Annotated in this window: 26 protein-coding genes; 14 read left to right on the top strand and 12 right to left on the bottom strand. The window is 74.1% G+C overall.

Annotated elements, in window-relative coordinates; genetic code table 11:
• Positions 1 to 64: 64 nt before the first annotated feature.
• From ACQRUO_RS21180 to ACQRUO_RS21170, 3 genes are all read left to right on the top strand, one after another.
• A complete protein-coding gene (locus ACQRUO_RS21180) occupies positions 65 to 904 on the top strand; it encodes a PaaX family transcriptional regulator (protein WP_428317571.1) in 840 nt (279 codons plus the stop codon).
• 13 nt (positions 905 to 917) lie between these two features.
• Positions 918 to 2540, top strand: a complete 1623-nt coding sequence (locus tag ACQRUO_RS21175; protein WP_428317570.1) for an amidohydrolase — start codon at positions 918 to 920, stop codon at positions 2538 to 2540.
• Positions 2541 to 2654: 114 nt separating this feature from the next.
• The gene (locus ACQRUO_RS21170) at positions 2655 to 4409 is read left to right on the top strand and encodes a cation:proton antiporter (RefSeq protein WP_428317569.1); all 1755 of its coding nucleotides are present in this window, start codon (positions 2655 to 2657) and stop codon (positions 4407 to 4409) included.
• A 42-nt stretch (positions 4410 to 4451) separates the two neighbouring features.
• On the opposite strand, the gene ACQRUO_RS21165 is transcribed toward ACQRUO_RS21170, so the two are convergent.
• Positions 4452 to 5438: a GlxA family transcriptional regulator gene (locus ACQRUO_RS21165; protein WP_428317568.1), complete on the bottom strand. Its 987-nt coding sequence runs from the start codon at positions 5436 to 5438 to the stop codon at positions 4452 to 4454.
• A 52-nt stretch (positions 5439 to 5490) separates the two neighbouring features.
• Between ACQRUO_RS21165 and ACQRUO_RS21160 the strand changes: the two genes are divergently transcribed.
• A complete protein-coding gene (locus ACQRUO_RS21160; RefSeq protein WP_428317567.1) occupies positions 5491 to 5913 on the top strand; it encodes a cupin domain-containing protein in 423 nt (140 codons plus the stop codon).
• Positions 5914 to 5971: 58 nt separating this feature from the next.
• Here the strand turns inward: ACQRUO_RS21160 and ACQRUO_RS21155 are convergent, their stop codons facing one another.
• Entirely contained in the window at positions 5972 to 6679 is a 708-nt protein-coding gene (locus ACQRUO_RS21155) for a DUF1963 domain-containing protein (protein WP_428317566.1), read from the bottom strand.
• 58 nt (positions 6680 to 6737) lie between these two features.
• Positions 6738 to 7592, bottom strand: coding sequence for a MurR/RpiR family transcriptional regulator (locus ACQRUO_RS21150; RefSeq protein ID WP_428317565.1), 855 nt, complete (start codon positions 7590 to 7592; stop codon positions 6738 to 6740).
• Between the two features lie 83 nt (positions 7593 to 7675).
• Between ACQRUO_RS21150 and ACQRUO_RS21145 the strand changes: the two genes are divergently transcribed.
• Positions 7676 to 8545: an EamA family transporter gene (locus ACQRUO_RS21145; RefSeq protein ID WP_428317564.1), complete on the top strand. Its 870-nt coding sequence runs from the start codon at positions 7676 to 7678 to the stop codon at positions 8543 to 8545.
• Positions 8546 to 8567: 22 nt separating this feature from the next.
• On the opposite strand, the gene ACQRUO_RS21140 is transcribed toward ACQRUO_RS21145, so the two are convergent.
• The 3 genes from ACQRUO_RS21140 to pip all read right to left on the bottom strand — a co-directional run bounded on the left by ACQRUO_RS21140 (position 8568) and on the right by pip (position 10897).
• On the bottom strand, positions 8568 to 9395 hold the full coding sequence (locus ACQRUO_RS21140) for an SAM-dependent methyltransferase (RefSeq protein WP_428317563.1): 828 nt from the start codon (positions 9393 to 9395) through the stop codon (positions 8568 to 8570).
• A 140-nt stretch (positions 9396 to 9535) separates the two neighbouring features.
• A complete protein-coding gene (locus ACQRUO_RS21135) occupies positions 9536 to 9865 on the bottom strand; it encodes a hypothetical protein (protein ID WP_428317562.1) in 330 nt (109 codons plus the stop codon).
• A 69-nt stretch (positions 9866 to 9934) separates the two neighbouring features.
• Positions 9935 to 10897: a prolyl aminopeptidase gene (gene pip, locus ACQRUO_RS21130; protein WP_428317561.1), complete on the bottom strand. Its 963-nt coding sequence runs from the start codon at positions 10895 to 10897 to the stop codon at positions 9935 to 9937.
• Positions 10898 to 11115: 218 nt separating this feature from the next.
• On the opposite strand from pip, the gene ACQRUO_RS21125 reads away from it, so the two are divergent.
• Positions 11116 to 13029: a hypothetical protein gene (locus ACQRUO_RS21125; RefSeq protein WP_428317560.1), complete on the top strand. Its 1914-nt coding sequence runs from the start codon at positions 11116 to 11118 to the stop codon at positions 13027 to 13029.
• A gap of 108 nt (positions 13030 to 13137) precedes the next feature.
• On the opposite strand, the gene ACQRUO_RS21120 is transcribed toward ACQRUO_RS21125, so the two are convergent.
• Positions 13138 to 14343 (bottom strand): alpha/beta hydrolase family protein, encoded by a 1206-nt coding sequence (locus tag ACQRUO_RS21120; RefSeq protein WP_428317559.1) that lies wholly within the window; start codon positions 14341 to 14343, stop codon positions 13138 to 13140.
• A 145-nt stretch (positions 14344 to 14488) separates the two neighbouring features.
• Here ACQRUO_RS21120 and ACQRUO_RS21115 point away from each other — a divergent pair, with 145 nt between their 5' ends.
• Together ACQRUO_RS21115 and ACQRUO_RS21110 are read left to right on the top strand one after the other, a co-directional pair.
• Positions 14489 to 15703 (top strand): sensor histidine kinase, encoded by a 1215-nt coding sequence (locus tag ACQRUO_RS21115; RefSeq protein WP_428317558.1) that lies wholly within the window; start codon positions 14489 to 14491, stop codon positions 15701 to 15703.
• Positions 15700 to 16386: a response regulator gene (locus tag ACQRUO_RS21110; RefSeq protein ID WP_428317557.1), complete on the top strand. Its 687-nt coding sequence runs from the start codon at positions 15700 to 15702 to the stop codon at positions 16384 to 16386. Before ACQRUO_RS21115 ends, ACQRUO_RS21110 begins: the two co-directional genes overlap by 4 nt.
• Positions 16387 to 16478: 92 nt before the next feature.
• On the opposite strand, the gene ACQRUO_RS21105 is transcribed toward ACQRUO_RS21110, so the two are convergent.
• Entirely contained in the window at positions 16479 to 17336 is an 858-nt protein-coding gene (locus tag ACQRUO_RS21105) for an amidohydrolase family protein (protein ID WP_428317556.1), read from the bottom strand.
• A gap of 120 nt (positions 17337 to 17456) precedes the next feature.
• Between ACQRUO_RS21105 and ACQRUO_RS21100 the strand changes: the two genes are divergently transcribed.
• Positions 17457 to 17816, top strand: a complete 360-nt coding sequence (locus ACQRUO_RS21100; protein WP_428317555.1) for a MerR family transcriptional regulator — start codon at positions 17457 to 17459, stop codon at positions 17814 to 17816.
• An 8-nt stretch (positions 17817 to 17824) separates the two neighbouring features.
• On the opposite strand, the gene ACQRUO_RS21095 is transcribed toward ACQRUO_RS21100, so the two are convergent.
• From ACQRUO_RS21095 to ACQRUO_RS21085, 3 genes are read right to left on the bottom strand one after another with little or no spacing between them, the layout of a single operon-like run.
• Complete coding sequence (locus ACQRUO_RS21095) at positions 17825 to 18394, bottom strand: sugar O-acetyltransferase (RefSeq protein WP_428317554.1); 570 nt, start codon at positions 18392 to 18394, stop codon at positions 17825 to 17827.
• Positions 18395 to 18438: 44 nt separating this feature from the next.
• Positions 18439 to 18687, bottom strand: a complete 249-nt coding sequence (locus ACQRUO_RS21090; protein WP_428317553.1) for a DUF397 domain-containing protein — start codon at positions 18685 to 18687, stop codon at positions 18439 to 18441.
• A 3-nt stretch (positions 18688 to 18690) separates the two neighbouring features.
• A complete protein-coding gene (locus ACQRUO_RS21085) occupies positions 18691 to 19551 on the bottom strand; it encodes a helix-turn-helix domain-containing protein (protein ID WP_428317552.1) in 861 nt (286 codons plus the stop codon).
• A 186-nt stretch (positions 19552 to 19737) separates the two neighbouring features.
• On the opposite strand from ACQRUO_RS21085, the gene ACQRUO_RS21080 reads away from it, so the two are divergent.
• Positions 19738 to 20169, top strand: coding sequence for an ATP-binding protein (locus ACQRUO_RS21080; RefSeq protein WP_428317551.1), 432 nt, complete (start codon positions 19738 to 19740; stop codon positions 20167 to 20169).
• Positions 20170 to 20302: 133 nt separating this feature from the next.
• Here ACQRUO_RS21080 and ACQRUO_RS21075 read toward each other — a convergent pair whose 3' ends face one another.
• Positions 20303 to 20743 (bottom strand): DUF4440 domain-containing protein, encoded by a 441-nt coding sequence (locus ACQRUO_RS21075; RefSeq protein WP_428317550.1) that lies wholly within the window; start codon positions 20741 to 20743, stop codon positions 20303 to 20305.
• Between the two features lie 209 nt (positions 20744 to 20952).
• On the opposite strand from ACQRUO_RS21075, the gene ACQRUO_RS21070 reads away from it, so the two are divergent.
• The 4 genes from ACQRUO_RS21070 to ACQRUO_RS21055 are packed head-to-tail and all read left to right on the top strand — an operon-like array spanning position 20953 to position 24861.
• Entirely contained in the window at positions 20953 to 21663 is a 711-nt protein-coding gene (locus ACQRUO_RS21070; RefSeq protein WP_428317549.1) for a hypothetical protein, read from the top strand.
• A gap of 7 nt (positions 21664 to 21670) precedes the next feature.
• Positions 21671 to 22591, top strand: coding sequence for a DUF692 domain-containing protein (locus ACQRUO_RS21065; RefSeq protein WP_428317548.1), 921 nt, complete (start codon positions 21671 to 21673; stop codon positions 22589 to 22591).
• Positions 22584 to 23456: a putative DNA-binding domain-containing protein gene (locus ACQRUO_RS21060; RefSeq protein ID WP_428317547.1), complete on the top strand. Its 873-nt coding sequence runs from the start codon at positions 22584 to 22586 to the stop codon at positions 23454 to 23456. The genes ACQRUO_RS21065 and ACQRUO_RS21060 overlap by 8 nt, the downstream gene beginning before the upstream one ends.
• 40 nt (positions 23457 to 23496) lie before the next feature.
• A complete protein-coding gene (locus ACQRUO_RS21055) occupies positions 23497 to 24861 on the top strand; it encodes a ferritin-like domain-containing protein (protein WP_428317546.1) in 1365 nt (454 codons plus the stop codon).
• Positions 24862 to 25007 lie beyond the last annotated feature (146 nt).

The raw sequence follows: 25007 nt of genomic DNA, 5'->3' as shown, positions 1-25007 counted from the left end.
CTCGGGGGCCGGGGGTGGGCGAACCGTCCCCGGCCACCGGGTGCTTCTGAGTATGATCACCACCATGGCGGAGAGCAGGCCCAGCGCTTTGATCGGCACCGTCTACGGCGAGTTCGTCCGGCGCCTGGGCGGCTGGGTCCCGGTCTCCGACCTGGTCACCCTGCTGGCCGAACTCGAGGTGCCGGGCCCGGCGGTGCGCTCGGCGATCTCCCGGCTGAAGAAGGCCGGCACCCTGGTCCAGGAACGCCGTCCGGCCGGCACCGGCTACCGGCTCGGCCCGGCGATGGGCCCGGTCTTCGACGAGGGCGACCGGCGGATCTTCGGCAGCCTGGAGCCGGCCCGGCTCGCCGACGGGTGGGTGATCGCCGTCTTCTCGGTCCCCGAGTCCGAGCGGGCCCACCGCCACCAGCTGCGCTCCCGGCTCAGCTGGCTCGGCTTCGGCAACGCCGCCCCGGGCGTCTGGCTGGCCCCCGCCCGGCTGCTCCCCGACGCCCGCCGGATGCTGGAGCGCACCGGACTGAACGCCTACGTGCACCTGTTCACCGGGGAGTACGCGGCCTTCGCCGAACTGCGCACGGCCGTCGGCTCCTGGTGGGACTTCCCGGCGATCGAGGCCCAGTACGCCGAGTTCGTCGAGACCCACGGCCCGCTGGTGGCCGAGCTGCCGACCGATCCGGAGCCGGCGACCGCCTTCCGCGCCTACGTCCCGCTGCTCACCCAGTGGCGCCGGCTGCCCTACCGCGATCCCGGCCTGCCCGTCGAACTGCTGCCCGCCGACTGGAACGCCGCGGTGGCCCGCCGGGCCTTCGCCGAACTGCACCGGCTGCTGGCCGGCCCGAGCCTGCGTCACGTCGAGCAGGTCACCGGGCTGTCCGCCGGCCCAGCACCGGACCGTGAACCGTAAGGAGCCGCCCGCCATGCCCACCGCCGACCTGCTGCTGCGCGCCGCCGCCATCCACACCCTGGTCCCCGGCCAGGCGCCGCAGCGCGCCCTGGCGATCCGGGGCGACCGGATCGCGGCCCTGGCCGCCGACCCGGCCGGCCTGGACGACTGGATCGGACCCGGCACCCGGGTGCTGGAGCGCCCGGACGCCACCGTGCTGCCCGCCTTCGACGACACCCACACCCACCTGGTCTTCGCCGCCGACAGCGTCGCCGACGTGCCCGTGCACCTGGCCCGCAACCTGGCCGGCCTGCTCGACCTGCTGCGCGAACGGGCCGCCGTCACCCCGCCGGGAGAGTGGCTCCGCAGCACCATCAACTGGCAGGAGTTCAACCTCGCCGAGCACCGCTTCCCCACCGTCGCCGAGCTGGACGCCGTCACCACCGAGCACCCCGTACTGCTCAAGCGCGGCGCGTACAACGTGGTGCTCAACTCCACCGCGCTGCGGCTGGCCGGGATCGACGCCGACACGCCCGACCCGGCCGGCGGCCAACTGGAGCGGGACGCCGCGGGCCGGCCGACCGGCCGACTGATCGGCGCCGCCACCGCGCTGGCCGAACGCCTGCTGCCCCGCCCCGACCTGGCCACCCGGATCGCCGGCCTGCGCACCGCCTCGCACGCCTACGCCGCCACCGGCATCGGCACCGCGCGCGACTGCATGGTCCCGCTCGCAGACCTGGCGGTGCTGCGGGCCGCCGCGGAGGCCGGCGCGCTCGGGGTGCGGATCCGCGCGCTGGTCTCGGCGATCGGGCTGCGCAGCGCGGCCGAGGTCGAGCAGCTGCTGGACGCCATGGCGCCCTGGCAGCAGACCGGCGACGACTGGCTGAGCGTCTGGGGCGTCAAGTTCGGCATCGACGGCGGCATCGAGGCCGGTGCGCTGGAGCAGCCCTACCAGGGCCGCGGGTGCTACTGCGGCGCGCTGCACTGGGAGCCCGGGGCGCTGGCCGACGCGGTCGAGGCCGTGGTGCGCCTCGGCTGGCGGGTCGGCTGCCACGCCTGGGGCGACCGCGGGGTGCGGGTGCTGCTGGACGTGTACGAGGAGGTGCTGCGCCGGCAGCCCGGGCTGCCCGCCGGCACCCTGGTGATCGAGCACGGCGGCCTGGCCCGGGCCGAGCAGCGGGTCCGGGCGGTCGAGCTCGGCATCCCGGTCACCGTCCAGCACCCGCTGCTGCACGACGCGGCCGGCGCGCAGATCGAGCAGTGGGGCGACGAGCGGGCCGCCGACCTGTTCCCGCTGCGCGAGTGGCTGGACGAGGGCGCCCTGCTCGCGGCCGGCTCGGACTTCCCGGTCGGGCCGTACGGCGCGATGACCTCGGTCTGGGGCATGACCACCCGGCAGACCGTGGCCGGCGTGCGCGGCGCCCGGCACGCCATCACCCGCGCGGAGGCGATCGCCCTGCACACCGGCAACGCCGCCCGGCTGCTCGGCGAGACCGACCGCCGCGGCGCGCTGGCCCCCGGGCTGCTGGCCGACCTCACGGTGTGGCCGGCCGACCCGCTGAGCTGCCCCGAGAAGCAGCTGGCCGAGCTGCTGCCCGAGCTGACCCTGCTCGGCGGCCGCGCCGTGCACGACGCGGGCGGGCTGCTCGCGGGGTGAGCGGCCGGGCGGCGCGGGGTCCGGCCCGGGTGGTGCAGCCGTAGCGGTGACCGGTCCGGGCCCGACGGCACGTCAGCCCCGTGCCGATCGCGGCCCGTGGTCAGATCGGGAACCGTGACCACCCAGCAGACCCTCCTCGGCGCCGGGCTGATCGTCGTCCTGGCGGTCGGCTCGCAGATCCTGGCGGCCCGGTTGCGGATCCCGGCGATCATCGTGCTGCTGCCGGTCGGCTTCGCCGCCGGTGCGTTCACCGACGACGTGCACCCCGACCGGCTGCTCGGCCCGGCCTTCGGCCCGCTCGTCTCGCTGGCCGTCGCCGTGATCCTCTACGACGCCGGCCTCGGTCTCGACCTTCGCCGCCTGGTCGGTCACAACCGCACCGTGGTGCTCCGGCTGATCTGGATCGGCGCCCTGCTCACCCCCACCGCGGTCACCCTGCTGGCCACCCCGCTGCTGGGGCTGGACTGGCCGGCCGCGCTGATGCTCGGCACCATCCTGATGGTCTCCGGGCCCACCGTGGTCGGGCCGCTGCTCGGCCACGTCCGGCCCACCGAGCGGCTGGCCCGGGTGCTGCTCTGGGAGGGCTCGCTGATCGACGCGATCGGCGGCATCCTCGGCGCGCTGGTCTTCCACGCGGTCTCCGCCTCCGCCCGGATCACCCCCGCCCGCGGCTTCTCCCACGGCTTCCTGGTCAGCGTCGCGCTCGGCCTGGCCGGCGCGGTGGTCGGGGTGGCGCTGCTCTGGCTGCTGCTGCGCCGGATGGACCTGGGCGAGATGCTCGGCAGCTCGGCGCAGCTGGCGGTGGTGGTCGGGGTGGCCGCGGGCTGCGACGCGGTGCGCGACGACGCCGGGCTGATCGCCGCCGTCGCGATGGGCGTCGCCCTGGCCTCGCTGCCCGGCTTCGAGGTGCGGGCCCGGCGGCCGTTCCTGGAGACCCTGGTGTCGCTGATCGTCGGCCTGCTCTTCGTGGCCATCTCGGCGAGCGTCACCCCGGCCTCGCTGCGCGGTGTCGGCCTGCCCGCCCTCGCGCTGGCCGGGGTGCTGGTGGTGGCCGTTCGCCCGCTGATCACGGCCCTCGCCACGCTCCGCACCGACCTGCGCCGGGCCGAGCGGGCCTTCGTCGGCTGGATGGCCCCGCGCGGCATCGTCGCGGCCTCCACCGCCTCGACCTTCTCCGCCGAGCTGGTCAGCCGGCAACTCGGCGGCGCGGCCAAGATCCTGCCCGCCACCTTCGTCGTGATCGTCGCCACCGTGACCTGCTACGGCCTGACCGCCGCCCCCGTCGCCCGCCGGCTCGGCGTGATCCGCCCCGCCCGCTCGCGGCCGCTGCTGGTCGGCGCCGACCCCTGGGTGCTCGCCCTCGGCCGGGCGCTGCGCCGCTGCGGACTGGACGTGCTGGTCTGGGCCGGCAGCGCACCGGGCGAACGCGCCGTGACCGAGGCCGGACTGGACCTCGCCCCCGGCGACCTGCCGGTGGCCGCCGACGCCTCCGGCGGCGAGGGCGAACTGGCCGGGATCACCGAGATCTACCTGCTGACCGCCGAGGACGACTTCAACGCGCTGGCGGCCACCCTGCTGCGCACCGCCGGGGTGCCGGTCCGCCGGCTGCCCCCGCGGCTGCCGGCCGGCTCGCCGGACGGGCTGCTCTTCGCGCCGGCCCTGACCGCCGCCGTGCTGGCCGAACGCCACCGCAGCGGTGCGGAGTTCACCGTGCAGCCGCTGGACGGGGTGCCGCCGGCCGGGCACGAGCTGCTCTTCACCCTGGACGGCGAGGGCCGGCTGGTCCCGGTCACGGGCGGAGTGCCGGGCGGGCGGGAGCCGGGGGATCCGGGTGTGCAGGGCGTGCTGCTGGGGCCGGCCGCGGGGTGAGCGGGCGGGGGTCCGCCGCAGCATGGCCGGTCGCTGCTCCGGTCACGCCGCGCCCGGGCCGAAGCGGCGGCGGTACTCGGTCGGGCCGAGGCCGGTCTCCCGGCGGAGCAGGGCGCGCAGGTTGGCGGCGGTGCCCAGGCCGCTGCGCCGGGCGACCTGGTCGAAGCCGGGATCGCCGCGCTCGATCAACCGGCGGGCCAGGGTGAGGCGTTCGCCGGTCAGCCAGGCCAGTGGCGTGGTGCCCAGCTGGGCGCGGAACCGCCGGTGCAGGGTGGCCGGGCTGACCGCGGCCCGGGCCGCCAGGTCGGCCACCGTGAGCGGTCGGTCCAGCCGCTGCTGGGCCCAGGCCAGCACCGGGGCGAGCGACTCGTCCGGCACCGCCGGGACCGGGCGCTCGACGAACTGCCGCTGCCCGCCGTCCCGGTGGGCGGCGAAGACCAGGCGGCGGCTGACCGCGGCCGCGACCTCCGCACCGAAGTCGCGCCGGACGATGTGCAGGCCCAGGTCCAGGGCGGCTGCGCTGCCGGCCGCGGTGAGGATGTCGCCGTCGTCCACGAAGAGCACGTCCGCCGCCAGGTGGACCGACGGGAAGCGGGCCCGGAACGCGTCCGCCCACTGCCAGTGCGCCGTGGCCCGCCGACCGTCCAGCACCCCGGCCTCGGCGAGGGTGAACGCGCCGCTGCAGAACCCGACCAGCCGTGCTCCGCGGGCGTGGGCCCGTCGCACGGCGGCCAGCACGGCCGGGCGGCGGGGCACCTCGGTGTCCGGCCGGTTGGGCACGATCAGGGTGTCCGCGTGCTCGGCCGCCGCCAGGTCGGCGACGCCGGTGAGGGTGAAGAAGCCGTCCCGCATCAGGGTGCGCGGTTCCGGCGAGCAGAGCCGGAAGTCGTAGAGCTCGCGGCCCAGCTCCGGGCGGCGTAGCCCGAACACCTCGGTGGCGCAGCCGAGTTCGAAGGGGTTGGAGTTCTCGTCGACGATCACCACCACGCGGTGCGGGCGGGCGGGTCGGTGCGAGGAATCTTGCGCCATCTGCGAATCCTGGCACTCACCGGCGCCGGCGCCAAGCGGGAATGATCACCCCATGACCACGAATCCCGTGCACCCGCAGCCCGTGAACACCGACCCGATCGACCTCGCCACCGCGCTGGCCTCCTTCGACGCGCTGTGGAGTCCGCGCATCGTCACCCGGGTCAACGACTACGACGTCCGGATCGCCAAGGTCGCGGGCGAGCACGTCTGGCACGTCCACGACCACACCGACGAGTTCTTCCTGGTGCTGGAGGGGGAGTTGACCATCGCGCTGCGCGAGCCGGCCGGTGAGCGGACGGTCCGGCTGCCGCGCGGCTCGGTCTTCACCGTGCCGCGCGGCGTCGAGCACAAGCCGCACGCCGCCGGGGGCGCCGCCCTGCTGCTCTTCGAGCCGACCGGCACCCTCACCGTCGGCGACCGCCACGACCCCGTCCCGGAGCACGTGGACGCGACGACCGGACACGCCCTGGACTGACCGCACCGCCGGCTCGGCTGCGCCCGGTCGGCACTGCCAGCACTGCCAGAGGGCCCGGTCAGCACTGCCAGAGGAAGGTGGCCCGACCGCAGGGCTCGCAGGCGAAGCCGTAACCGTTGCCGCCGTCACCGAAGTTCATCGCGGTCAGGTGGTCCGGGCCCGGCTCCAGCTGGACGGCCAGCGGCATCGGCTGCGCGTAGTCCGGGCAGCCGGGGGTCTCGTCGCCCTGCAGCCAGTCGGGCGTTCCGCCGAGCTGGCCCAGGATCTCCGTGACGGGCCGGCCGGTGCGCTCCGCCCACTCGGTCCGGGCGTCGTAGTAGTCGGGTTCCGTCATCCGGCAGAGCTCGACCGCGCGGGTGGCGCCCAGCCCGAGGACGTCGTCCTCCTCGTCCTCGTCCCCGTCCTCGTCCGCGTTCTCGTCGTTCGCCGCGTCGGCCGGCTCGGGGCGGGGGATCGGCTGCAGGCCGTCGACCGGGAGCAGCAGGGCCAGGTTGCCGCCGGAGTCCGGCTCCCAGTCGTCGCACATGCCCGGGTCGTTCTGGCAGGCGAAGAGCGCGAGCAGGCTGCGGCCCGGCTCGCCGGAGCCGGCGAGGTCACCGCGGCCGGCGAGGTCGGCGAGCAGCAGCTGGGCCAGGAACTGCAGCGGCCCGCCGCACGTGGCGCAGGTCGGCCAGCTCGTCCCCGCCGGGGCCAGCGGTACGCCGCCGGTGCGGCTGACCAGGGCGTCGTCCGCCGCCGGACCCGCGTCGATCATCAGAGTGGTCACGGGCGGAGACTGTAGGGCACGGTGCCGACGCCGCTGCCCGTCACCCCCCGGGCGTCGCTCAGAGCAGGTAGTCCGCGCTGATCCCCGCCGTCAGGTAGAGCGCCTGCTCCGCCGCCGCCCCGCGCAGCTCCAGCAGGGTCAGCGTCAGGGCGTCGACCACCGCGAGGTGCACCAGTCGGCTGGCCACCGTCTCCAGGCCGAGGATCAGGTCCTGGCCGCCCGCCACCAGGGTGCACGCGCTCAGTTCGGTGAGCGGCGAGTGCGCCGTGCTGGTCAGCGCGATCACCGTGGCGCCGGCCTCGCGGGCCAGCCGGGCGGCGTCGACCGTGGTGCGGGCGGCGCCGGTGTGACTGATCGCCAGGCAGACGGCGGAGGGCGGCAGCAGCCCGGCGGCCAGCTGTGCCGTGCTCGGGTCGGCCGGCGCGTCCACCGCGAGGCCGAGCGCGCGCAGCCGGTAGGCGGCGTCCAGGGCCACCGCGCTGGACAGCCCGGTGGCGACCACCAGGATCCGGCTGCCCGCGTCGAGGAGTTCGGCGGCGGTGCGCAGCCGGTCGGGGGCGAGGGTGGCGGTGAGCCCGTCGAGCGCGTCCCGGGCGGCCCGCACGGTGTCGGCGAGGGCGCGGGCGGCCGGATCCCGGTCCGCCTCCGGGGCCTCGGCGGGGCGCGGCGCCTGTCGGGCGGCGGCGAGCTTCAACTGCTGGAACCCGCGGAACCCGAGCCGCTGGCAGGCGCGCACCACCGAGGAGGAGGCGGTGCCGGCCAGCGCCGCGACGTCGCCGACGGTCAGCTCGACCAGGTCCGCGCCCTGGTCGAGGACCACCTGGGCGACCCGGGCCTCCGCCTCGCGCAGCTCGGGCAGGTGGGCGCGGATGTGCGCGGCCAGCTGATTGCCGCTTACGGAACTCGATTCCATGTGCCTAGGATACCGTGGAATTCTGTTCCAGGCGGACGCCCGTCCGCGGAACACACGTCGACCCAGGGGGTACCGCTATGCCCATGCCCGGAGCCGCGCCCGGCTCGTCGGCCGTCGTCCCGCTGGTGGTGCTGGCCGCCGCCGTGCTGCACGCCGCCTGGAACGCGCTGGCCCACGCGATCCGCGACAAGCTGATCGGCTTCGTGCTGATCGGCCTGGCCATCACCGGCTGCGGCCTGGTCGGGGTCTTCCTGGCCCCGCACCCCGACCGGGCGGCCTGGCCCTACATCGCGGTCTCCACCCTGCTCCAGGTCGGCTACCAGGTCCTGCTGCTGCAGACCTACCGGCTCGGCGACTTCGGCCAGCTCTACCCGATCGCCCGCGGCACCTCACCGCTGCTGGTCGCGGTGGTCTCCGCCACGGCCCTCGGCCAGCCGCTGAGCGGTGGGGGCGTGCTCGGCGTCCTGGTCATCTGCCTCGGTCTGGCCGGCCTCGCTCTCGCCGACGGCCTGCCCGGCCGCGCCCAACGCCCGGCCCTGGCCGCCGCGCTGGGCACCGGCGTGCTGATCGCCTCGTACACCATCGTGGACGGCGTCGGCGTCCGGCACGCCGGCTCGGTCCTCGGCTACCTGGCCTGGCTCTTCCTCTTCCAGGGCGCGATCCTCCCGCTCGCCGCCCTCGCCGTCCGCGGCCGCGCGCTCTTCACCCAGGCCCGCCCGCACCTGGCCCGCGGCCTCACCGGCGGCGTGCTCTCGCTGCTCGCCTACGGCCTGGTCGTCTGGGCCCAGTCGCGCGGCAGCCTGGCCACCGTCGCGGCGCTGCGCGAGACCAGCATCGTGATCGGCGCGGCGATCGGCGCCCTGGTCTTCCACGAGTCGGTCGGCCGGCGCCGGATCACCGCGAGCGCGGCGGTGCTGGCGGGCATCGCGATGCTGGAACTGACGCACGGCTGAGGCGGGGGTGCCTGAGCCGCTGTCAGCGCCGGCCCTTGCGGGCCACGCCCACCGCCGCCAGGCGGAGCACCGGGTTCTCCTCCAGGCGGGGGCCGCCTTCCTCCGGGTGCCACTCGGAGACCGTGACCACCCCGGGGTCCACCAGCTCCAGGCCCTCGAAGAACGCGGCGACCTGCTCGGCGGTGCGGAACTGGGCCCGGCCCACGCCCTTGCGGAGGATCGCCTCGGTGGCGGCCGCCTCCCGGTCGTCGCCGGCGGCGAGCAGGTGGTGGACGAAGACGTAGCTGCCCGAGGGGAGGGCGTCGACCAGCTCGCGCAGCAGGCGGGCCGGCTCCTCCTCGTCCAGCACGTAGTGCAGGATGCCGCAGAGCAGCAGACCGATCGGCTGCTCGAAGTCCAGGTGCTTGCGCAGTGCCTCGTCGGCCAGCAGGGCGCCCGGCTCGCGCAGGTCGCCGGCGACCACCGTGGTCTCCGGGTTGTCGGCGAGCAGGGCGCGGGCGTGGGCGAGCACCACCGGGTCGTTGTCCACGTACACCACGCGGGTGGCCGGTTCGACGGCCTGCGCGATCTGGTGCACGTTGTCCGCGGTGGGCAGCCCCGACCCGATGTCCAGCAGCTGCCGCAGCCCGGCCTCGCCCACCAGGTGCCGCACCACCCGGCGCAGCACGGCCCGCTGCGCCTTCACCCCGAGGTGCACCTCGGGCAGCGTCTGCTCGATCTGCTGCGCCACCGCGCGGTCGGCGGCGTAGTTGTCCTTGCCGCCGAGCAGATAGTCGTACACCCGTGCGATATTGGGCGACGGGGTCTCGAAACTGACGGGTTGCCAGTCGTTGGCCTGCGCTTCGGGCACGCTGTTCTCCCTGGTCGTGCTCGGTGCGCCGAGGTCCTGGGTGTGCCCGCGGCCGTCCACCGCGCGCCATGATCGCGGATCGGGGCACGGGGACGCAATGGGAGGGCGACGGCCTCCGGAAAAGACCGGCTGTCGGCCCGTCAGTCCGCCCGGCCGCGCCGGAAGGCCCGGCCGATCCGTCGCCGGAGCGACCGCTGCGGCCACGGACGCAGGCCGTCCAGCCCGGCCAGCAGCAGCGCCAGGAACTCCCGGACCGCGGCCTCGTCGTGCGGCTGCGGGATCGCCCCGGTGATCGGGTCCGGGCCGGCCAGCGCGGCCCTGAGGCGCTCGTACTGGACCGCGACGTCCTCGTCACCCAGCGGGCCGCCACCGACGATCATGCCGGCGATCCGGTCCGCCCCCGCCCGGTCGAGCTCGCCGAACTGCGTGACGTACAGCACGCCGTTGGTCAACCCGCGCCACGGCTCCATCGCCACCGTCCTCCCCGTGTCGTCCGGGGCCCGATGCTGCCACACCACCGGGGGCCGCGCTCGCCCCGCTCAGCCGCCGTTCCTGCCGAAGCGGCTGATCGCCTCCAGGATCGTCCGGGTCATTTCGGGGCTGCTGGTGTGGCCCGCGTCGTCGACCACCGTCAGTTCGGCGTCCGGCCAGGCCTTGGCGAGGTCCCAGATGCCCCGCAGCGGGAGCCCCAGGTCGAGCCGGCCGTGGATCAGCGCCCCCGGGATGCCGGCCAGCCGGTGGGCGTCGCGGAGCAGTTGTCCGTCGTCGAGCCAGGCCCGGTGGGCGAAGTAGTGGGCGCAGATGCGGGTGAAGGCCATCAACGAGGCGTCGGGCCGGTTGCCGTAGGCGCCCGGGCTGCCCAGCACCTCGTGGGCGATCACCGCGTCCTCCCAGGTGCACCAGTCCTGCGCCGCCTTGACCCGTACCGCCTCGTCCGGGCTGTTCAGCAGCCGGTCGTACGCCGCCACCAGGTCGCCGTCGCGCTCCGCCGCCGGTGCCCCGTCGCGGAACGCCTCCCACGGGCCGGGGAGCAGGCGGCCGACCCCGTGGTAGAGCCAGTCGAGGTCGTCGTGGGTGGCCAAGGTGCTGCTGACCAGGACCAGTTCGGAGACCCGCTCGGGGTGGCGTTCGGCGTAGGCGAGGCTCAACGTCGTCCCCCAGGAGACGCCGTAGAGCAGCCAGCGTTCGATGCCCAGGTGCTCGCGCAGCTGTTCCATGTCGGCGATCAGGTGGTCGGTGGTGTTGTACGCCAGGCTGACGGCCGGGTCGGCGGCGTGCGGCAGGCTCTCGCCGCAGCCCCGTTGGTCGAACACCACGACCCGGTACACCGCGCGGTCGAACGCCTTCCGGAACCGGTGCCCGCCGCCGCCCGGGCCGCCGTGCACGCACAGCGCCGGCTTCCCCTCGGGGTTGCCGCTGACCTCCCAGTAGATCCGCTGGCCGTCGCCGACGTCGAGCAGACCGTGCTCGGACGACTCCTCGTAGGGGGACGATTCAGGCACCGGGTACTCCTTCTGACGGTTGGTCAGGCAAGGGGTGGAGGTGGGCGGGAGGGCCGACTATGCCAGGCGCGGCAGGAAAGGTCGAGGGGGAACGAGCCGGTCCGGACACGGCTCGGGCGGGCCCTCGGTGGTCCGGCCCGGGATAATGGCTCGACAATCCGGCGCCCGATCCGGCAGGCTGCGCCCATGACCTACGGAATCGAGTCCCACCCCGCCCGGTGAGCGCCCCGGAGGAGCGTGCGGCGCTCACCAGCTCACCCGCCCTGTACGACTCACCTGCCCCGTCCGGCTCACCCGCCCTGTACGACCGGGCAAGGCGCCTGCTGCGCGAGTGGCCCGATCGGCTGCCGCCCACCAGCCTGTACCGCCTGCCCGAGGCACCCAGCACCGCTGACCCGGGCGTCACCGCTCCCGACGATGGCAGCCCGCCGCTCGACCGAGCCGCGGCCGAGGCTGCCGTGCTGGCCGCGCTGACCCCGCTCCCGCCCGACGCCGCCACGCTGTACCGCCAACTGGACCGCCTCGGCCTGCGCAGACGGCACCGCCGGGCGATCCGCGCCGCCGTCGAAGCGCTGCCGCTGCCCGACGAAGCGCAGCACGCGGCCCGCTCACTGGCCCGCGCGCTGGTCACCGCCGGTACCACCGTGCCCGCCGTGAGCGTGGGCCTGGCCCTGCTCGGACGGGTCGGCACCACCGAGGACGCGCTGCCACTCCAACTGCTCGGCGTGTTCGAGCAGTTCGCCGACCTCGCGGTGGCTGCCCTGGAGCGGATCGACCGGTCGGCCGCCGCGGCGACCTGGCTCGTCGTCCGCACCGGCGAGCCGGAGCTGCGCCCGCTGGTCCGCGCCCTGCGCAGTCGGGAGCCGAACGCCGTCCGGGCCGAACTGCTCGCCTTCCCGGCCACCAGCCGCTTCCTGGGCAGCCTGACCGCCCGCCGGATCGCCGAGGCCGCCCGACTGCCCGACCTGCTGGACCGCCACCCCGACGACCCCGAACTCCTCGCCCGGGCCGCCCGGTTGCTGGTGCGGATGGGCAGCAGCCGCGACTACCGGACCGACCTCACCAACTACCGCGAGGCGGGCCGCATCTTCTTCCGCGTCGTCACCCGGGCGCACCTGCTGCCCGCGACCCTCGAGCACCACGCCACCCTGCTCGCGCTCGCCTTCGAGCTGAGCAGCGGTGCCGGCGTGCTGATCGGGTGGCGGCCCGGTGCGCGGGAGGCGCTGCTCCGCTCGCTCGGTGCCCTGCTGGCCGAGCCTCGCTGGACCGCGGTGGTCGAGGCGGTCGACGAGGATGGAGTCTGCCCCAGCAGCGATGGGCCGGAGCTGCGCCGCTGGGCCGACTGGATCCGCCGCAGCGGGCGGCGGCCCTTCGAGCTCCCCGCCGAGCCAGGCCGGTTCCGGATCGAGGTGGTGGTGGGGGAGCCGGTGGACCACGAGCCGGTGCAGGCCCGGATCCTGATCGACGGGCGTCCGCTGGTCCTGGAGCTCTTCCCCACCGGGCCCGTGAACAGCCCGGAGTACCTGCTGGACAGCGGGCGGCTCCGAGCGGCGCCGGAACCGCGCGAGGTCCAACTCGCCGAGGCCTACTGCACCGAGGGGTGCTGCGGGGCGCTCCACGTCACCATCCGGCGGGAGGGCGACGAGGTGGTGTGGGAGGACTGGCGCTTCTCGTCGGGCGCGTCGGCCGCGGCACCGGCGGCCCTGCGCACCCTCCGCTTCGACGCCGCCGCGTACGACGCCGAACTCGCCCGGGCGACTGACGACCGGTCCTGGAGCTGGCCGGCCCGGACCACCGCCCACCTGATCCGGGCCGGGCTGGCCGAGCAACCGGAGCTGCTGACCCGGTGGGACGCGCGCCTGGGCTGGGTGGGGAGCGGGTTCCTGAACCCCGAGACCACCACGCTGTACTTCTGGTACCAGCCCGGCCCGGCCACCGACCGGCTGGACGTCCTGGGCAAGGCCCTGCAGTTCTGCTGGGAACTGCCGGACGACCACCGCCCACCCGCGGAGCGTGCCACGGCCGCCCTGCACCGGCTGGCCGAAGCCGATCCCACCGGCTACGCGCGGCTGGTCGGCGGCAACCGCGAGCGGGCGGCGGAACTCGGGTTCACCTGGTCCGATGAGCCCTGAACCGCCCCCGGTCGCCGCGCAGGTCAGCGGGGGTCGCCTCCCGCATACGCCAGCGGGGGGCGATCGCCTGCGCGTCCGCCCCCTCACCCCACCCAACGCGGCGTTTCCCTAGTGCTGGAAGAGTACTTCCGGATTGTCCGACGAGGGGCCGTCCAGCAGCGGACTGTGGATCCCCTTCAGCGTCTGGTCGAAGAACGCCGTCACGTACTCGCGGGTGATCACCACCCCGCGTTCCGGGGAGAGGGGCGGCGTCGGGAACCCTGCCTCCTCATGAAGCAGGTCCAGGTCGCTGAAGCTGAAGTGGTCGGCGCCGGCGAGCGTCAGCCACTTCTTGTAGCCGCCGAGGGCGGCCCAGGTCTGCTCCCACTCGCCGCCGGCCAAGTGGTCGGAGGGGGGCGCACCCAGCATGAGGAACGGCCGGTCGATCTGGCCGGGCAGCGGGTCCGGGTGGAAGGATCCGTCCATGTTCACTCCGGCCCGTACGCGCGGGTCGGCGATCATCGTGGCGGCGGTGGCCGCTCCGCCGAGGGAGTGTCCGGCCATGCCGATCTCGTGCTTGTCGATGAGGTGTGCCAGGCGCCACGCGGTCTTGCCATGCGTCAACTGGTCGATTACGAAGGACACGTCCAGCGCGCGGCTGGCGGCGACGGAGTCGAAGTCGAGCGCCGGGTCGTCGCAGATCGCGCACGGCGGCGTCTGGCCGTTCGCCAGCGTCTCGCCGCTGTCCTCGTAGGTGTGGCCGACGAGTGCGACGACGTAGCCGTGACTGGCCAGGTCGGTCGCGAGCGAGGTGAGCACCATGCGCGGGTCCTCGTACGCGGGTGAGAGGACCACCAGCGGATACTTGCCGCGCTGCGGCCGCGCCCCGTCGAAGGCGTGCGTGGTGACGCCGGAAAGGCTCTGCGGGGTGACGCCGGAGCTCGCCGGCACCTTCTGGCGCTGGAGGACGCCGGCTGCCTCGGCGAGGGTCATGTAAGGGGCCGGAGTCCCGGTCCCGGGGACGGCCGGGTAGACCATCGTGACGGTCAGTTGGCGGGGGCCGGACGACGGCACCCACGGGTCGGGACGGCTCGCGTCGGTGAGGTGGATGACCTCCTCGCCGGCGGCGTAGGGGCCGGTCGGCGCGGGGAGCGTGCCTTGGAAGGACCGCGTGGACGCGGTGGCCGTGGCCGTGGCCGGTGCGGTGTCCAACGCTTGCGTGGCCACCGTTGTGGCCGACGGTGTGGTCGTGGCGGCGAACCCGGCGCCGGTTCCGGTGACGAGGGCGGCGAGCGCCAGCACGGCGACTGCACTGATACGGCGATTGCGTTTCATGGGATCGACGCTAGGTTCCGCAGCTCCTCCGTCGCGTCGGCCGGCGGGTGACACCGTTCCCCAGGCTGTCGGCCCGGGGGTGTACGGGCGCGTACATCCCCGGGGCGACGCGCACGGAGCCGACGCCGCTGAATACGATCTCCGTATGGAAGAGCTTCTCCAGCGTCTCTCGACATCGGAGCGCATGACCTGGCTGACGGACCGGGCCGTGGTGCTGGCCACCGCCTGCTTCTACGCGGTGATGCTCTGCTGGTCGATCGCTCAGGTTCCGCACCACGAAGGCCTGTTCCGGTTTCCCGGCCTCGGGCCCTTCCAGATCCAGATGATGGGTCTGTGCGTCGTGCTCGCCCTTCCGGTTCTGCTGATGCGCCGTCTGCCGGCGGCGGTCTTCGCGGCGATCCTGGGCGAATCGGTCCTCGGTGACCTCTTCGGCGTGCGGCCCTGGATCGTGTTCGTCCTGCTCGTCGTCCTGGGCGGGCACCTCGCCGTCCGGCGGCCGAAGGCTGCGGCCGTCGGCTCCGTCGCGGCCGTCGCGGCCGCGTTCGTCGAGAACATCCACGTCTACCCCGGGGAGACCCTCGGCGACGCGGCCCAGTGGGCCGGGCAGTTCGCGTTGTGGTTCGCGGTCGCGTGGGTCTTCGGGGGTGTGTACCGCAAACGCCGTGAATACCTCGGCGCCTTGCATGAGCAGCGGGCGGCCCGCGCCGTCATGGCCGAGCGGCTGCGGATCGCCCGCGAACTGCACGACAGCGTCGCGCACAGCATCGGGATCATCACGGTGTTGTCGGGAGCGGCGGCGCGGGTCGTGGACACCAAGCCCGAGCAGACGCGGCAGGCGCTGACCGGCATCGAGACCACCAGCCGGGAGACGCTGCTCGAGCTGCAGCGCATGCTCGGGGCGCTGCGCCGCGCCGAGCCGGACGACGCCATGCCGGGGGCCGCTCCGCTGGCGCCGGCCGGCAGCCTGGCCGATATCCCGCGGCTCGCCGAACGCACGGCCGGCGCCGGGGTGCGGGTCCACGTGGCCTGGCAGGGCGAGCGGCGTCTGCTGCCGCCGGAGATCGAGCTGTCGGCGTTCCGGATCGTCCAGGAGTCGGTGACGAACGTGGTGCGGCATTCCGGTGCACGGACGTGCCGGGTCGCGGTGGGTTACGAGCCGACCGGAGTGACGATCGAGGTGGTGGACGACGGGGACGACGGTCCCGGCGGGCCCGGCCGTCCGAAGCCCTCGACGGCGCCCGGCGGGAGCGGCTTCGGCCTGCTCGGCATGCGCGAGCGGGTGACGTTGCTCTCCGGCCAGTTCAGCGCGGGCCGGCGTCCGGAGGGCGGATTCCGGGTGACGGCGAGGCTCCCGGCATGAGCGTGCGGGTACTGCTGGTCGACGACCAGCCGCTGATGCTGGTCGGGCTCGGGATCCTGATCGGCGGCACCGACGATCTGGAGGTGGTCGGCGAGGCCGGCGACGGCCGCGAGGCGGTGCGCCTGGTGCGTGAGCTGCGGCCGGACGTCGTGGTGATGGACATCCGGATGCCGGACATGGACGGGATCGAGGCGACCCGGCAGGCGACCGCCGAGCCGGACCCGCCCAAGGTGTTGGTGCTGACGACCTTCGACGACGACGAGTACGTCTACGGCGCGCTGCGCGCCGGCGCCAGCGGATTCCTGCTCAAGAGCATGGCCCTGGACGCGATCCTGGACGCGATCCGCGTGGTGGCGGCCGGCGACGCCTTGATCGCGCCGAGCGTCACCCGACGGCTGATCGCCGACTTCGCCGGAACCTCCGCCACCCCCGAGGCCCCCGAACCGGACACCGAGCCCGCCGCGGGCTCGAGTCTTCTTGCGGGGATCACCGACCGGGAGCGCGAGGTCCTGGCACTGGTCGGACAGGGACTGTCGAACGCTGAGATAGCCGAGCGGTTGGTGATCAGCGCGACGACGGCGAAGACGCATGTCGCGCGCCTGTTCGCCAAGCTCGAGGCCCGGGACCGCGTCCAGCTGGCGATCATCGCCTTCGAGAACGGACTCACGCCGGGTAGACGGTAGGGCAGGGTGAGAGGAACGATCGCCGACCAGGAGCTCGCCGCGTTCGCCGGGTCGCGTCGTCACACCACCCTCCGTGACCGAGAATCCTGCCGCTACAGGCCGAGCAGCTCCGCGAAGGTGCCGCCGAGGACGCGGTCGCGCAGCTCGCCGGGCTGGGTGACGCGTTCGATGGTGGCGCGGGTCAGCACCGGGTCGCCGTAGGGGGCGTCGGACCCGAAGAGGGTGCGGTCCGGCACCTCGGCGATGGCCAGCCGGACGGCGAAGATGACGCTCGCCGTGGACAGCTCCAGGTACAGGTTCGGGGTCTCCCGGGCCAGCTCGATGGCCGTCAGCCAGTTCAGCCCGCCGAGCTGACTGATCACCAGCGGCACGCTCGGGTGGCGGCGCGCCAGCTTTGCCAGGGTGCCCAGGTCGCCCGCCGTGGTCGGGGCGAACCCGTGCACCACCACCGGCAGCCCGCCGTGGTCGGCGGCCGCCCACAGCACCGGTTCGAGCACCCCGGCGCCGTCCGCCGGCGCGGTCAGCTCGCCGATGCCGCGGAAGCCCCGGCCGACCACGTCCCGCTCCACCTCGGCGGCGATCTGCTCGGCCGACCGGTCCAACCGGACCTTGCCGAAGCCGATGAACCGGTCCGGGTGGGCCGCGCAGACCGCGGCGAGCTCCCGCTGCGCCGCCTCGTGCGGGTCCACCACGTCGGACGCCGCACCGGACGCCGCATCGGCTGACGCACCGGCTGAAGCACCGGACGTCGATCCGGCCGACGTCTCGGACCGGCCGCTCAGGGTCTCGCTCAGGATGCTCATCTCGCGCCGGAACGAGGCCAGGTCGGTGGCCCGCTCGGGGTGCGGCCGGGTGCCGAAGAGCACGGCACGGTCGGCCCCCGCCTCGTCCAGCAGCGCGAGGTGGCTCCGCACCGGGTCGTGGACATGGCTGTGCGCGTCGATGATCACGGGGTCTCTCCTGGTCGGCGGGCCGGTGGCCGGCGGAATCGCGGCTGCGGAATGCGGCTGCGGACCCCTATGTTCAAGGTTGACACCGTGACAAGGTCAAGGCGAGGAGCAGAGAGCGGCATGTTGATCGGACAGCTGGCCGAGCGGACCGGCACCAGCGAGCGCCTGCTGCGCTACTACGAGCAGGTCGGCCTGCTCGCCGTCACCCGCCGCGCCAACGGCTACCGCGAGTACGACGACGGCGCCGAGCAGACGGTGCGCCAGATCCGGGCCCTGCTGGCGGCCGGGCTCTCGACCGGTGTGATCCGGCAGGTGCTGCCCTGCGGGCAGCCGGACGGCTCGCTGCGCCCCTGCCCGGGGGTGCTGGCCCGGCTCCGCGCCCAGCTCGTCGAGCTGGACCGGCGCGCTGACGAGCTGGCGCAGGCCCGCCGGACCCTGGAGGCGGCCATCGCGGTCACCGAGCGCAGCGCGGCGCCGTGAGCCCCGGCTCAGTCGGTGCTGCGCCCGAGCGACCGCACCACCCGGGCCGGGTTGCCGACGGCCAGCACCCCGGGCGGCAGGTCCCTGGTGACGACCGACCCGGCGCCGACCACGCTGTCCGCGCCGATGGTGACACCCGGACAGACGATCACCCCGCCGCCCAGCCACACGTTGTCGCCGATCGTCACCGGCACCGCCTTCTCCCAGCCCTGCCGGCGCCGCTGCGGATCGAGCTCGTGCGTGGGCGTCAGCAACTGGACGTTCGGGCCGATCTGCACGTCGGCGCCGATCGTGACGGGCGCCGCGTCGAGGAAGACCGCGCCGAAGTTCACGAAGGTCCGCGGCCCGATGCTGATGTGGTAGCCGAAGTCGCAGTGGAACGGCGGCCTGATCCGCACCCCTTCGCCGACCGACCCGAGCAACTGCCCGAGCACCGCCAACCGTTCGCCCGGATCGCCCACCCCGGGCGCGTTGAACCGGGCGCACAGCTCGGCCCGCCGCTGCGACTCCAGCGCCAACTCGGGATCGTCCGGGAGGTACCAGTCACCGGCGAGCATCCGCCGCTTGTTCTCACCCACGGGTCACCTCCGCCGCTCTCTGCCGGTCGGTCGGTCCACCCCCGTCACCGGCTCGGACGGGTCGCGGCGGCGGGGGAGGCCAGGCTGTCGTCGCGCACGGATCTGACGAAGGTCCGCCAGGCCGGTGCCGCGAAGACGAGGGCCGGGCCGGCCGGGTCCTTGGAGTCACGGACGGCCATCGCGGCCCGGTCGGCGGGGGCGGTCTGCACGCAGTTGCTCTGGGCACCGGAGTACGAGGACGTGCGCCACGCGAGGCGGGCAGGGGCGGCGGGCTGCGGGGCGTGGTTGGCCATGGGCTAGATCTTTCCTTCGGCGAGGTGCTCGATCACTGCGATGGATTCACTGCGGGGAAGCGATTCTGCGAGGGCCCGTCGGAAGAGTTCGGTGTACCGGAAGACCTCGGTCGGCTCCTCGATGTACAGCGTGCTGAGCAGGCTGTCGACGTACGCGACGTCGGTCTCGGTGGTCCCGGGGAAGCCGAGGACGACGACCGGCCCGAACAGGGCCGCGTGCACGTCCGAGGCCTCCGGCAGGATCTGGATGTTGACGTGGGGGTCGTTCGACGCGGCGGCCAGGAACTGCAGCTGACTGCGCATCACGGCGGGCCCGCCGATCTGGTGCTTCAGCACGGACTCGGAGAGGACGGCCCACATCCGCAGCGGCCGCTCCCGGGTCAGCACGGAGCGGCGCTCCTGGCGGACCTTGGTCAGGGTCTCGACCTGCTCGGGGGTCGCATCCGCTATCTGGGCGCGGACGACGGCCCGGGTGTAGTCCTCGGTCTGCAGGAGCCCCGGCACCAGCAGCGTCTCGATGCTGTAGGCGTCCGAGGCGTCGGCCTCCAGCGCGATGTAGTCCGCGTACAGCGGCGAGAGCGTGTCCGAGTAGCGGTCCCACCAGCCGCGCAGCCGCCCCTCGCGGGAGAGCGCCTCCAGGTCGGCGCGGGTGGCCGGGTCCGGGACCTCGTACAGGTCGAGGAGCAGGCGCAGGTCGACCAGCCGGATGCCCGACTGGGCGGCCTCGATCCTGCTGATCTTGCTTTCGGCGCAGGCGAGTTGTCCGGCCGCCTGGGCGATGGTCAGGCGCTTCGCGGTGCGCAGCTCCTTCAGCATCCGGGCGAGCCGCCGCTGACGGACGGTCGGGTTCCGGTTCACCGGCACGCTGGGCCTCCCCTCGGGTGTGGCGGTAAGTCTGCCCGTCTTCCGCGTCCCGGAACAATCTTGTTTGGCGGCCAGAGTAGGGACTTGCACCGTGGGGTGATTCGGGAGCATGCTACGGAACGTAGAGCTGATCACTACGACACGTGATGACGGCCTGCCACAGTCACGCCGCAAGGGGGCCTCACCATGCCCGGAGCATTCGCCGACCAGCCGTTGCTCGCCACCCACCTCTGGCTCCCGCCCAGCCGCCGCTCGCCCGGGCTCGCGCGCCGGCTGGTGCGTGACTTCCTGGTCCGCTTCCCGGAGGGCGAACGCTTCCTGGGCAGTGCCGAGTTGCTGGTCAGCGAGCTGGTCACCAACGCCCTGGTGCACGCCACCGCGCGTGGTCAGCTGATCAAGTTGGGTCTGGAGGGCAGCCCCGGCGAACTGTTGATCTGGGTGGAGGACCCTTCCGAGCTGGTGCCCCGGATGCGGTGTGGCGCCGGCTGCGAGGGCGGGCGGGGCCTGCTGCTGCTCGACCGGCTGGCCAAGGACTGGGGCTGGGGGCCGCGGGAGGGGCGCGGCAAGCGGGTCTGGTGCTGCCTCGAGCCCGATGCGGGGCCCGAGCAACCGTGGTGAGCGTGGCGCGCACGCCCCCGGGGAGCTTCAGTGCGCTGAGTGTTGCGCTGAGAGTTGCGCCGACCGCGCCTGACGGCCGGGACAGGGGGAACCTGCTGATCCCGACGCGCTCAGGGGTCGATCACCGGTCCGGTCAGGCCTCGTCGTACCAGGAGAAGGCCGCGATCCGCCAGCCCTCCGGGGTGCGTACCAACTGGAACGTCTTGCTGCCCCCGCCCCGGTACGGCTCGCCGTCCAGCAGCCCGGACTTCTCGTAGGTGCCGAAGCGCGAGGCGATGTTCCCCGCGATCTCGGTCCGCTCCGTCGTCTCCCACTCGGAGAACTCGACGAGTCGGCCGTCGCTCAGCAGCTGCTCCCGGGGTTCGATGAACTCCTCGACGGAGTACGCCGTGTACCGCGGGCCGGTCACCACGATCACGCCACCCGGAATGATCAGGCGGCGCAGTCTGGCCAGGTCGGCGGGCTTGCCGCCGCGGTTGTCGAAGGCGCCGAAGAACTCGGCGGTCAGGTGGTCTATCGCCGTCTTGTCGGCGTCCACGGCGGTCGGGTCGACCGCGTTCTCGGTTCTGGTCATGGCCGGACAGTAACACCGGCGAACACCAGCGAACATTGCCGAACACCGGCGCCGGCGGCCGCTGCGGCGCCGCCCGCCGACGTCCGGTGCGCGGCGCCGCCCCGACGCGCCGGCACCGGGCGTGTCACCCCGGAGCGCCGGGCGGACGTCTCCCATGATGGGTCGCAGGCAAACCGTCCGGCTGGTCGAGGACCCGTCAAGGAGGCCGCATGGCAGGGAAGTCAGCAGGGAAGTCGTCCGGAAAGTCGGCAGGGAAGTCGGCAGGGAAGGCGTCCGGCGACGGGGCCGGGAAGGCGGCCGCCCGGTCCGACGGCCAGGCCCCGGCGGCCGGACCGGGGAAGATCCGGCCCAGCGCGGCCGGCCATCCGAACGGCCACCCCAACGGACACGTCGGCGACCGGCCCGACGAGGCGATGCAGGCCGTGGTCGACCTGGTCGTGCAGAGCCGGTCGCTGGCCCACGAGTCCGGCGACAGCGAACGCCCGCAGCCCGGCGCGCAGCGGCCGCCGGAGGACCTCCAGCCGCTCGACCTGCACGTGTGCATGGGCCTGAACTCCTGCCGCAACCAGGACGTGGAAGGCAAGGCCCCGATGGCGGGGATGGGCCGGTGCGCCACCGTGCAGCACGTCTGCCACGGCGAGGGCGCCTGCCGCGGCCGGGGCGGCTGCGGCTACCACGGGTCCGACTTCGAGCAGGCGCACCCGGGCGAGCAGGCCTGCCGCTGGAACGGGAGTTGCGCCAGCCCGATCAACGAGAGCCGGGTGTTCGCGGCCGGGCCCTACAAGGGCAAGAGCGTCTGGATGACCGCCCGCAAGCTCTTCGAGGCCCGGATGTACGACGCGGGCCTGGCCTTCGGCCCCTCGCCGGGGCAGGGCTACCCGGACGACGTGGTCCCGGTGTACGAGCGCCCGGCCGGCTGAGGCCCCGGTGACCCCCGCACCCCGCGACCCGCGGCGGCTCGGCTACGGCGTCGGCCTGCGCGGGCCGCACCTGCCGTACGTCCGGGACAACTGGCCCGAGGTCGACTTCTTCGAGATCATCACCGAGAACTACCTGCACTGCCACGGCGAGCGGCGCCGTGCGCTGGACGAGGTGGCCGAGCGCTACCCGGTGCTGCTGCACGGGGTCTGCCTCTCCATCGGCGGCACCGACCCGCTGGACCGCGGCTACCTGGACGCCCTCGCCGAGCTGGCCACCCGGGTCGGGGCGGTCTGGGTCTCGGACCACCTGTGCTGGACCGGCGTGGCGGGGGTGAACACCCACGAGCTGCTGCCGCTGCCGTACACCGAGGAGAGCCTGGCCCACGTGGTGCGCCGGGTGCGACTGGTGCAGGACCGGCTGGAGCGGCAGCTGGTGCTGGAGAACCCCAGCAGCTACGCCACCTTCGCGGCCTCCACCATGCCCGAGTGGGAGTTCCTGGCGCGGCTGGCCGAGGCGGCGGACTGCGCGCTGCTGCTGGACGTCAACAACGTCTACGTCTCGGCCGTCAACCACGACTTCGATCCGCTCGCCTACCTGGACGCGCTGCCGATGGACCGGGTGGTGCAGATGCACCTGGCCGGCCACACCGACTACGGCACCCACCTGGTCGACACCCACGACGCGCCGGTCCGCCCGGAGGTCTGGGACCTGTACGCGCACGCGGTCCGGCGCACCGGCGGGGTCTCCACCCTGATCGAGTGGGACGACCACCTGCCGAGCTTCCCCGAGCTGCTTGCCGAGGCCGACCGGGCCCGCAGCCACGCGGCCGCCGCGCTGCAGGCCCGCCCGGCCGCGGCCGGCGCGCCTGGCGCGGGCCCGCCGCAGCGCTCGGCGCCGGACGCACCGCTGGTCGGGGCCGATGCCTGAGGACCCCGAACCACCCCCGGGCCCCGGCACCGCCCCCGAACTCGCCGCGCTGCAACGCCGGCTGCAGTCCGCGCTGTTGGCCGCCGAGCCGCCGCCGGAGACCGCCGGGCTGCTGCTCCCGTCGCCGCGCCTGGACGCCACCCGGCGGCTGGGCGTCTACCGGTACGGCTACCGGGCCCGGCTGCTGGAGAGCATGCGCAGCCTCCACCCCGGCTTGCTGAGCCTGCTCGGCCCCGAGCTGTTCGACGGCTTCGCGGCCGACTACCTGGCGGCCTGTCCGCCGCGCGACTACCTGCTCAGCCGGCTCGGCGCTGGGTTCGCCGACCACCTGGAGCGGAACCGGCCGGACGGCGAACTGCCGCCCGCCGAACGGGAGTCCTGGATCGACCTGGTGATCGACCTGGCCCGGCTGGAGCGGCTGCACACCGAGGTGCTGGACGGCCCGGGCAGCGAGCAGCAGCCGAGCGAGCAAGGGTCGAGTGAGCAGCAGCCGAGCGAGCAAGGGCCGAGCGAGCAAGGCCCGGGCGGCGAGCAGCGGTCGGTGCCCGCCCGCGGCCGGCTGGAGCCCAGCCTGCGCCTGCTCGCCGTGCGCTCCCCGGTGCACCGCTACCTGGCGGCCGTCCGCCGCGGCGCGACCGCCGAACCGCCGGCCCCACACCCGACCTGGCTGGCCGTCAGCCGCCGCGACTACCGGGTCACCGTCCGGGAGCTGGCCGCCGACGCCTACGCCGCCCTGCACGCGCTGGTCGCCGGTGCACCGCTCACCGCCGCGTTGGGCGACCTGGCACCCGAGCGCCGCGGCGCGCTGCTGCGCGAGTGGGCCGCCGCCGGCTACCTGGGCCGCCGCCCGCACCCCCACAGCTGACGAACCGTCATGTCGCCATGACCGGAGAGGATCCCCGCCCGTGAAGACCAAGACCAGCGCCCCCGAGAGCCAGGCCGCCCCGGCCGCCGCGGGGGAGCTGACGCCGCTGTTCGAGATGCCCGCCGACTTCGCGTGCGTGCCGGAGATCACCACCCTGCCGCAGCTCGCCGCACACCTCAAGGTGGCCGCCAAGGTGGAGATGTGCACCATCCCGCCCTACCTGTACGCGGCCTACTCGATCCGCACCAAGGGCTACTCGCAGTGGTCCCCGGGCGTCGGGGCGTTCCGCACCCTGCTCGGGATCGCCATCGAGGAGATGCTGCACCTCTGCCTGGTGCGCAACCTGCTGCTGGCGATCGGCGAGGACACGGTCTTCGCCTCGCCGAACTTCATCCCGAGCTTCCCCGGCCCGCTGCCGCACCACACGCCGCGGCTGGAGCTCCACCTGGAGCGGCTCTCCAAGAAGCTGGTGCGGGAGAAGTTCATGCCGCTGGAGCTGCCCGAGCCGCGGTCGGAGTACTACGAGGAGGAGCCGCCGGTCCGCGAGTACCGCACGCTGGGCGAGTTCTACCGGCGGATCCGGGACGGCTTCGTCTACCTGGACGGCGAGATCGACTGGGCGAACTGCAACAAGGACCGCCAGTACCACCGGGGTTACTGGAACCAGAACGGCGGCGGCAGCACCCTGCTGGTCACCGACCTGCCGAGCGCGCTGAACGCGCTGGACACCATCATCGACCAGGGCGAGGGCGCCGACCCGAAGAAGGGCACGGTGCCGAAGAACCCGGTCAAGCCGGTGCCGGGCCTGGAGGAGTACACCCACTACGAGAAGTTCCGGCGGATGTCCGAGGGCATCGAGGGCATCGGCGCGGTGGACGGCACCCGCGAGGACAGCATCAACATCGACACCACGCTGGCCGTCGGCGTGCTCGTCACCGACCCGCACCTCGACGCGGTGGACCAGCGCGAGCACCCGGCGCTGCACGCGTTGACGACCCTCTTCAACGCGGCCTTCACCTGCACCCTGCACCTGCTGGACGAGCTCTACGCCACCCCGGTCACCGACACCACCCCCAAGGAGTTCGTCAGCCACCGCTACCACCTGGAGCGCACCTTCGTCTCCTCGATGCAGGGCATCCTCTACCCGATCGCCGAACTGCTCACCCGCACCCCGACCGGCCGCACCCGGCGGATCAACGGCCGCCAGGAGCCGGAGTACGCGGGCCCGCCCTTCGAGTTCCACGCGTTCGGCCACGGCGGGTACGAAGGGTGGCGGATCAAGCCGGAGCTGCACGACCGCTGCCTGCGCGCGATCAGCTACTTCCCCGAACTGGGCGGTGAGGACGGGGTGTTGCGGCAGATCGCGCTGCTGCCGGACGTGTCGGCCGCCGGCTCCGGGAGCTGAGGGCCGACACCTCCGGTCCGATCCGGGGTCAGGCGATCCGCCGGGTGCTGGCGGCGGGCTCGGCGAGCACCTCCGCAGGCCGGGCCCGCCACCGGCCGAGCAGCCGCCGGGCCGCCGCGCCCGCACCCGCGGGCCCTGCCGCGGCC

Origin of the sequence: Kitasatospora sp. LaBMicrA B282, from assembly GCF_050325825.1 — a bacterium.
GTDB lineage: Bacteria > Actinomycetota > Actinomycetes > Streptomycetales > Streptomycetaceae > Kitasatospora.
The sequence above is the reverse complement of the archived record's forward strand: the minus strand, read 5'-3'. Positions and strand labels throughout refer to the sequence as shown.

Excerpts from the sequence above, each read along its gene's own strand:
- ACQRUO_RS21120 (WP_428317559.1), bottom strand. The coding sequence starts at position 14,343 with ATGAAACGCAATCGCCGTATCAGTGCAGTCGCCGTGCTGGCGCTCGCC.
- ACQRUO_RS21080 (WP_428317551.1), top strand. The coding sequence starts at position 19,738 with ATGCCCGGAGCATTCGCCGACCAGCCGTTGCTCGCCACCCACCTCTGG.
- ACQRUO_RS21160 (WP_428317567.1), top strand. The coding sequence starts at position 5,491 with ATGACCACGAATCCCGTGCACCCGCAGCCCGTGAACACCGACCCGATC.
- ACQRUO_RS21180 (WP_428317571.1), top strand. The coding sequence starts at position 65 with ATGGCGGAGAGCAGGCCCAGCGCTTTGATCGGCACCGTCTACGGCGAG.
- ACQRUO_RS21175 (WP_428317570.1), top strand. The coding sequence starts at position 918 with ATGCCCACCGCCGACCTGCTGCTGCGCGCCGCCGCCATCCACACCCTG.
- ACQRUO_RS21165 (WP_428317568.1), bottom strand. The coding sequence starts at position 5,438 with ATGGCGCAAGATTCCTCGCACCGACCCGCCCGCCCGCACCGCGTGGTG.
- ACQRUO_RS21075 (WP_428317550.1), bottom strand. The coding sequence starts at position 20,743 with ATGACCAGAACCGAGAACGCGGTCGACCCGACCGCCGTGGACGCCGAC.
- ACQRUO_RS21135 (WP_428317562.1), bottom strand. The coding sequence starts at position 9,865 with ATGGAGCCGTGGCGCGGGTTGACCAACGGCGTGCTGTACGTCACGCAG.
- ACQRUO_RS21115 (WP_428317558.1), top strand. The coding sequence starts at position 14,489 with ATGGAAGAGCTTCTCCAGCGTCTCTCGACATCGGAGCGCATGACCTGG.
- ACQRUO_RS21060 (WP_428317547.1), top strand. The coding sequence starts at position 22,584 with ATGCCTGAGGACCCCGAACCACCCCCGGGCCCCGGCACCGCCCCCGAA.
- ACQRUO_RS21070 (WP_428317549.1), top strand. The coding sequence starts at position 20,953 with ATGGCAGGGAAGTCAGCAGGGAAGTCGTCCGGAAAGTCGGCAGGGAAG.
- ACQRUO_RS21110 (WP_428317557.1), top strand. The coding sequence starts at position 15,700 with ATGAGCGTGCGGGTACTGCTGGTCGACGACCAGCCGCTGATGCTGGTC.
- ACQRUO_RS21090 (WP_428317553.1), bottom strand. The coding sequence starts at position 18,687 with ATGGCCAACCACGCCCCGCAGCCCGCCGCCCCTGCCCGCCTCGCGTGG.
- ACQRUO_RS21100 (WP_428317555.1), top strand. The coding sequence starts at position 17,457 with ATGTTGATCGGACAGCTGGCCGAGCGGACCGGCACCAGCGAGCGCCTG.
- ACQRUO_RS21150 (WP_428317565.1), bottom strand. The coding sequence starts at position 7,592 with ATGGAATCGAGTTCCGTAAGCGGCAATCAGCTGGCCGCGCACATCCGC.
- ACQRUO_RS21145 (WP_428317564.1), top strand. The coding sequence starts at position 7,676 with ATGCCCGGAGCCGCGCCCGGCTCGTCGGCCGTCGTCCCGCTGGTGGTG.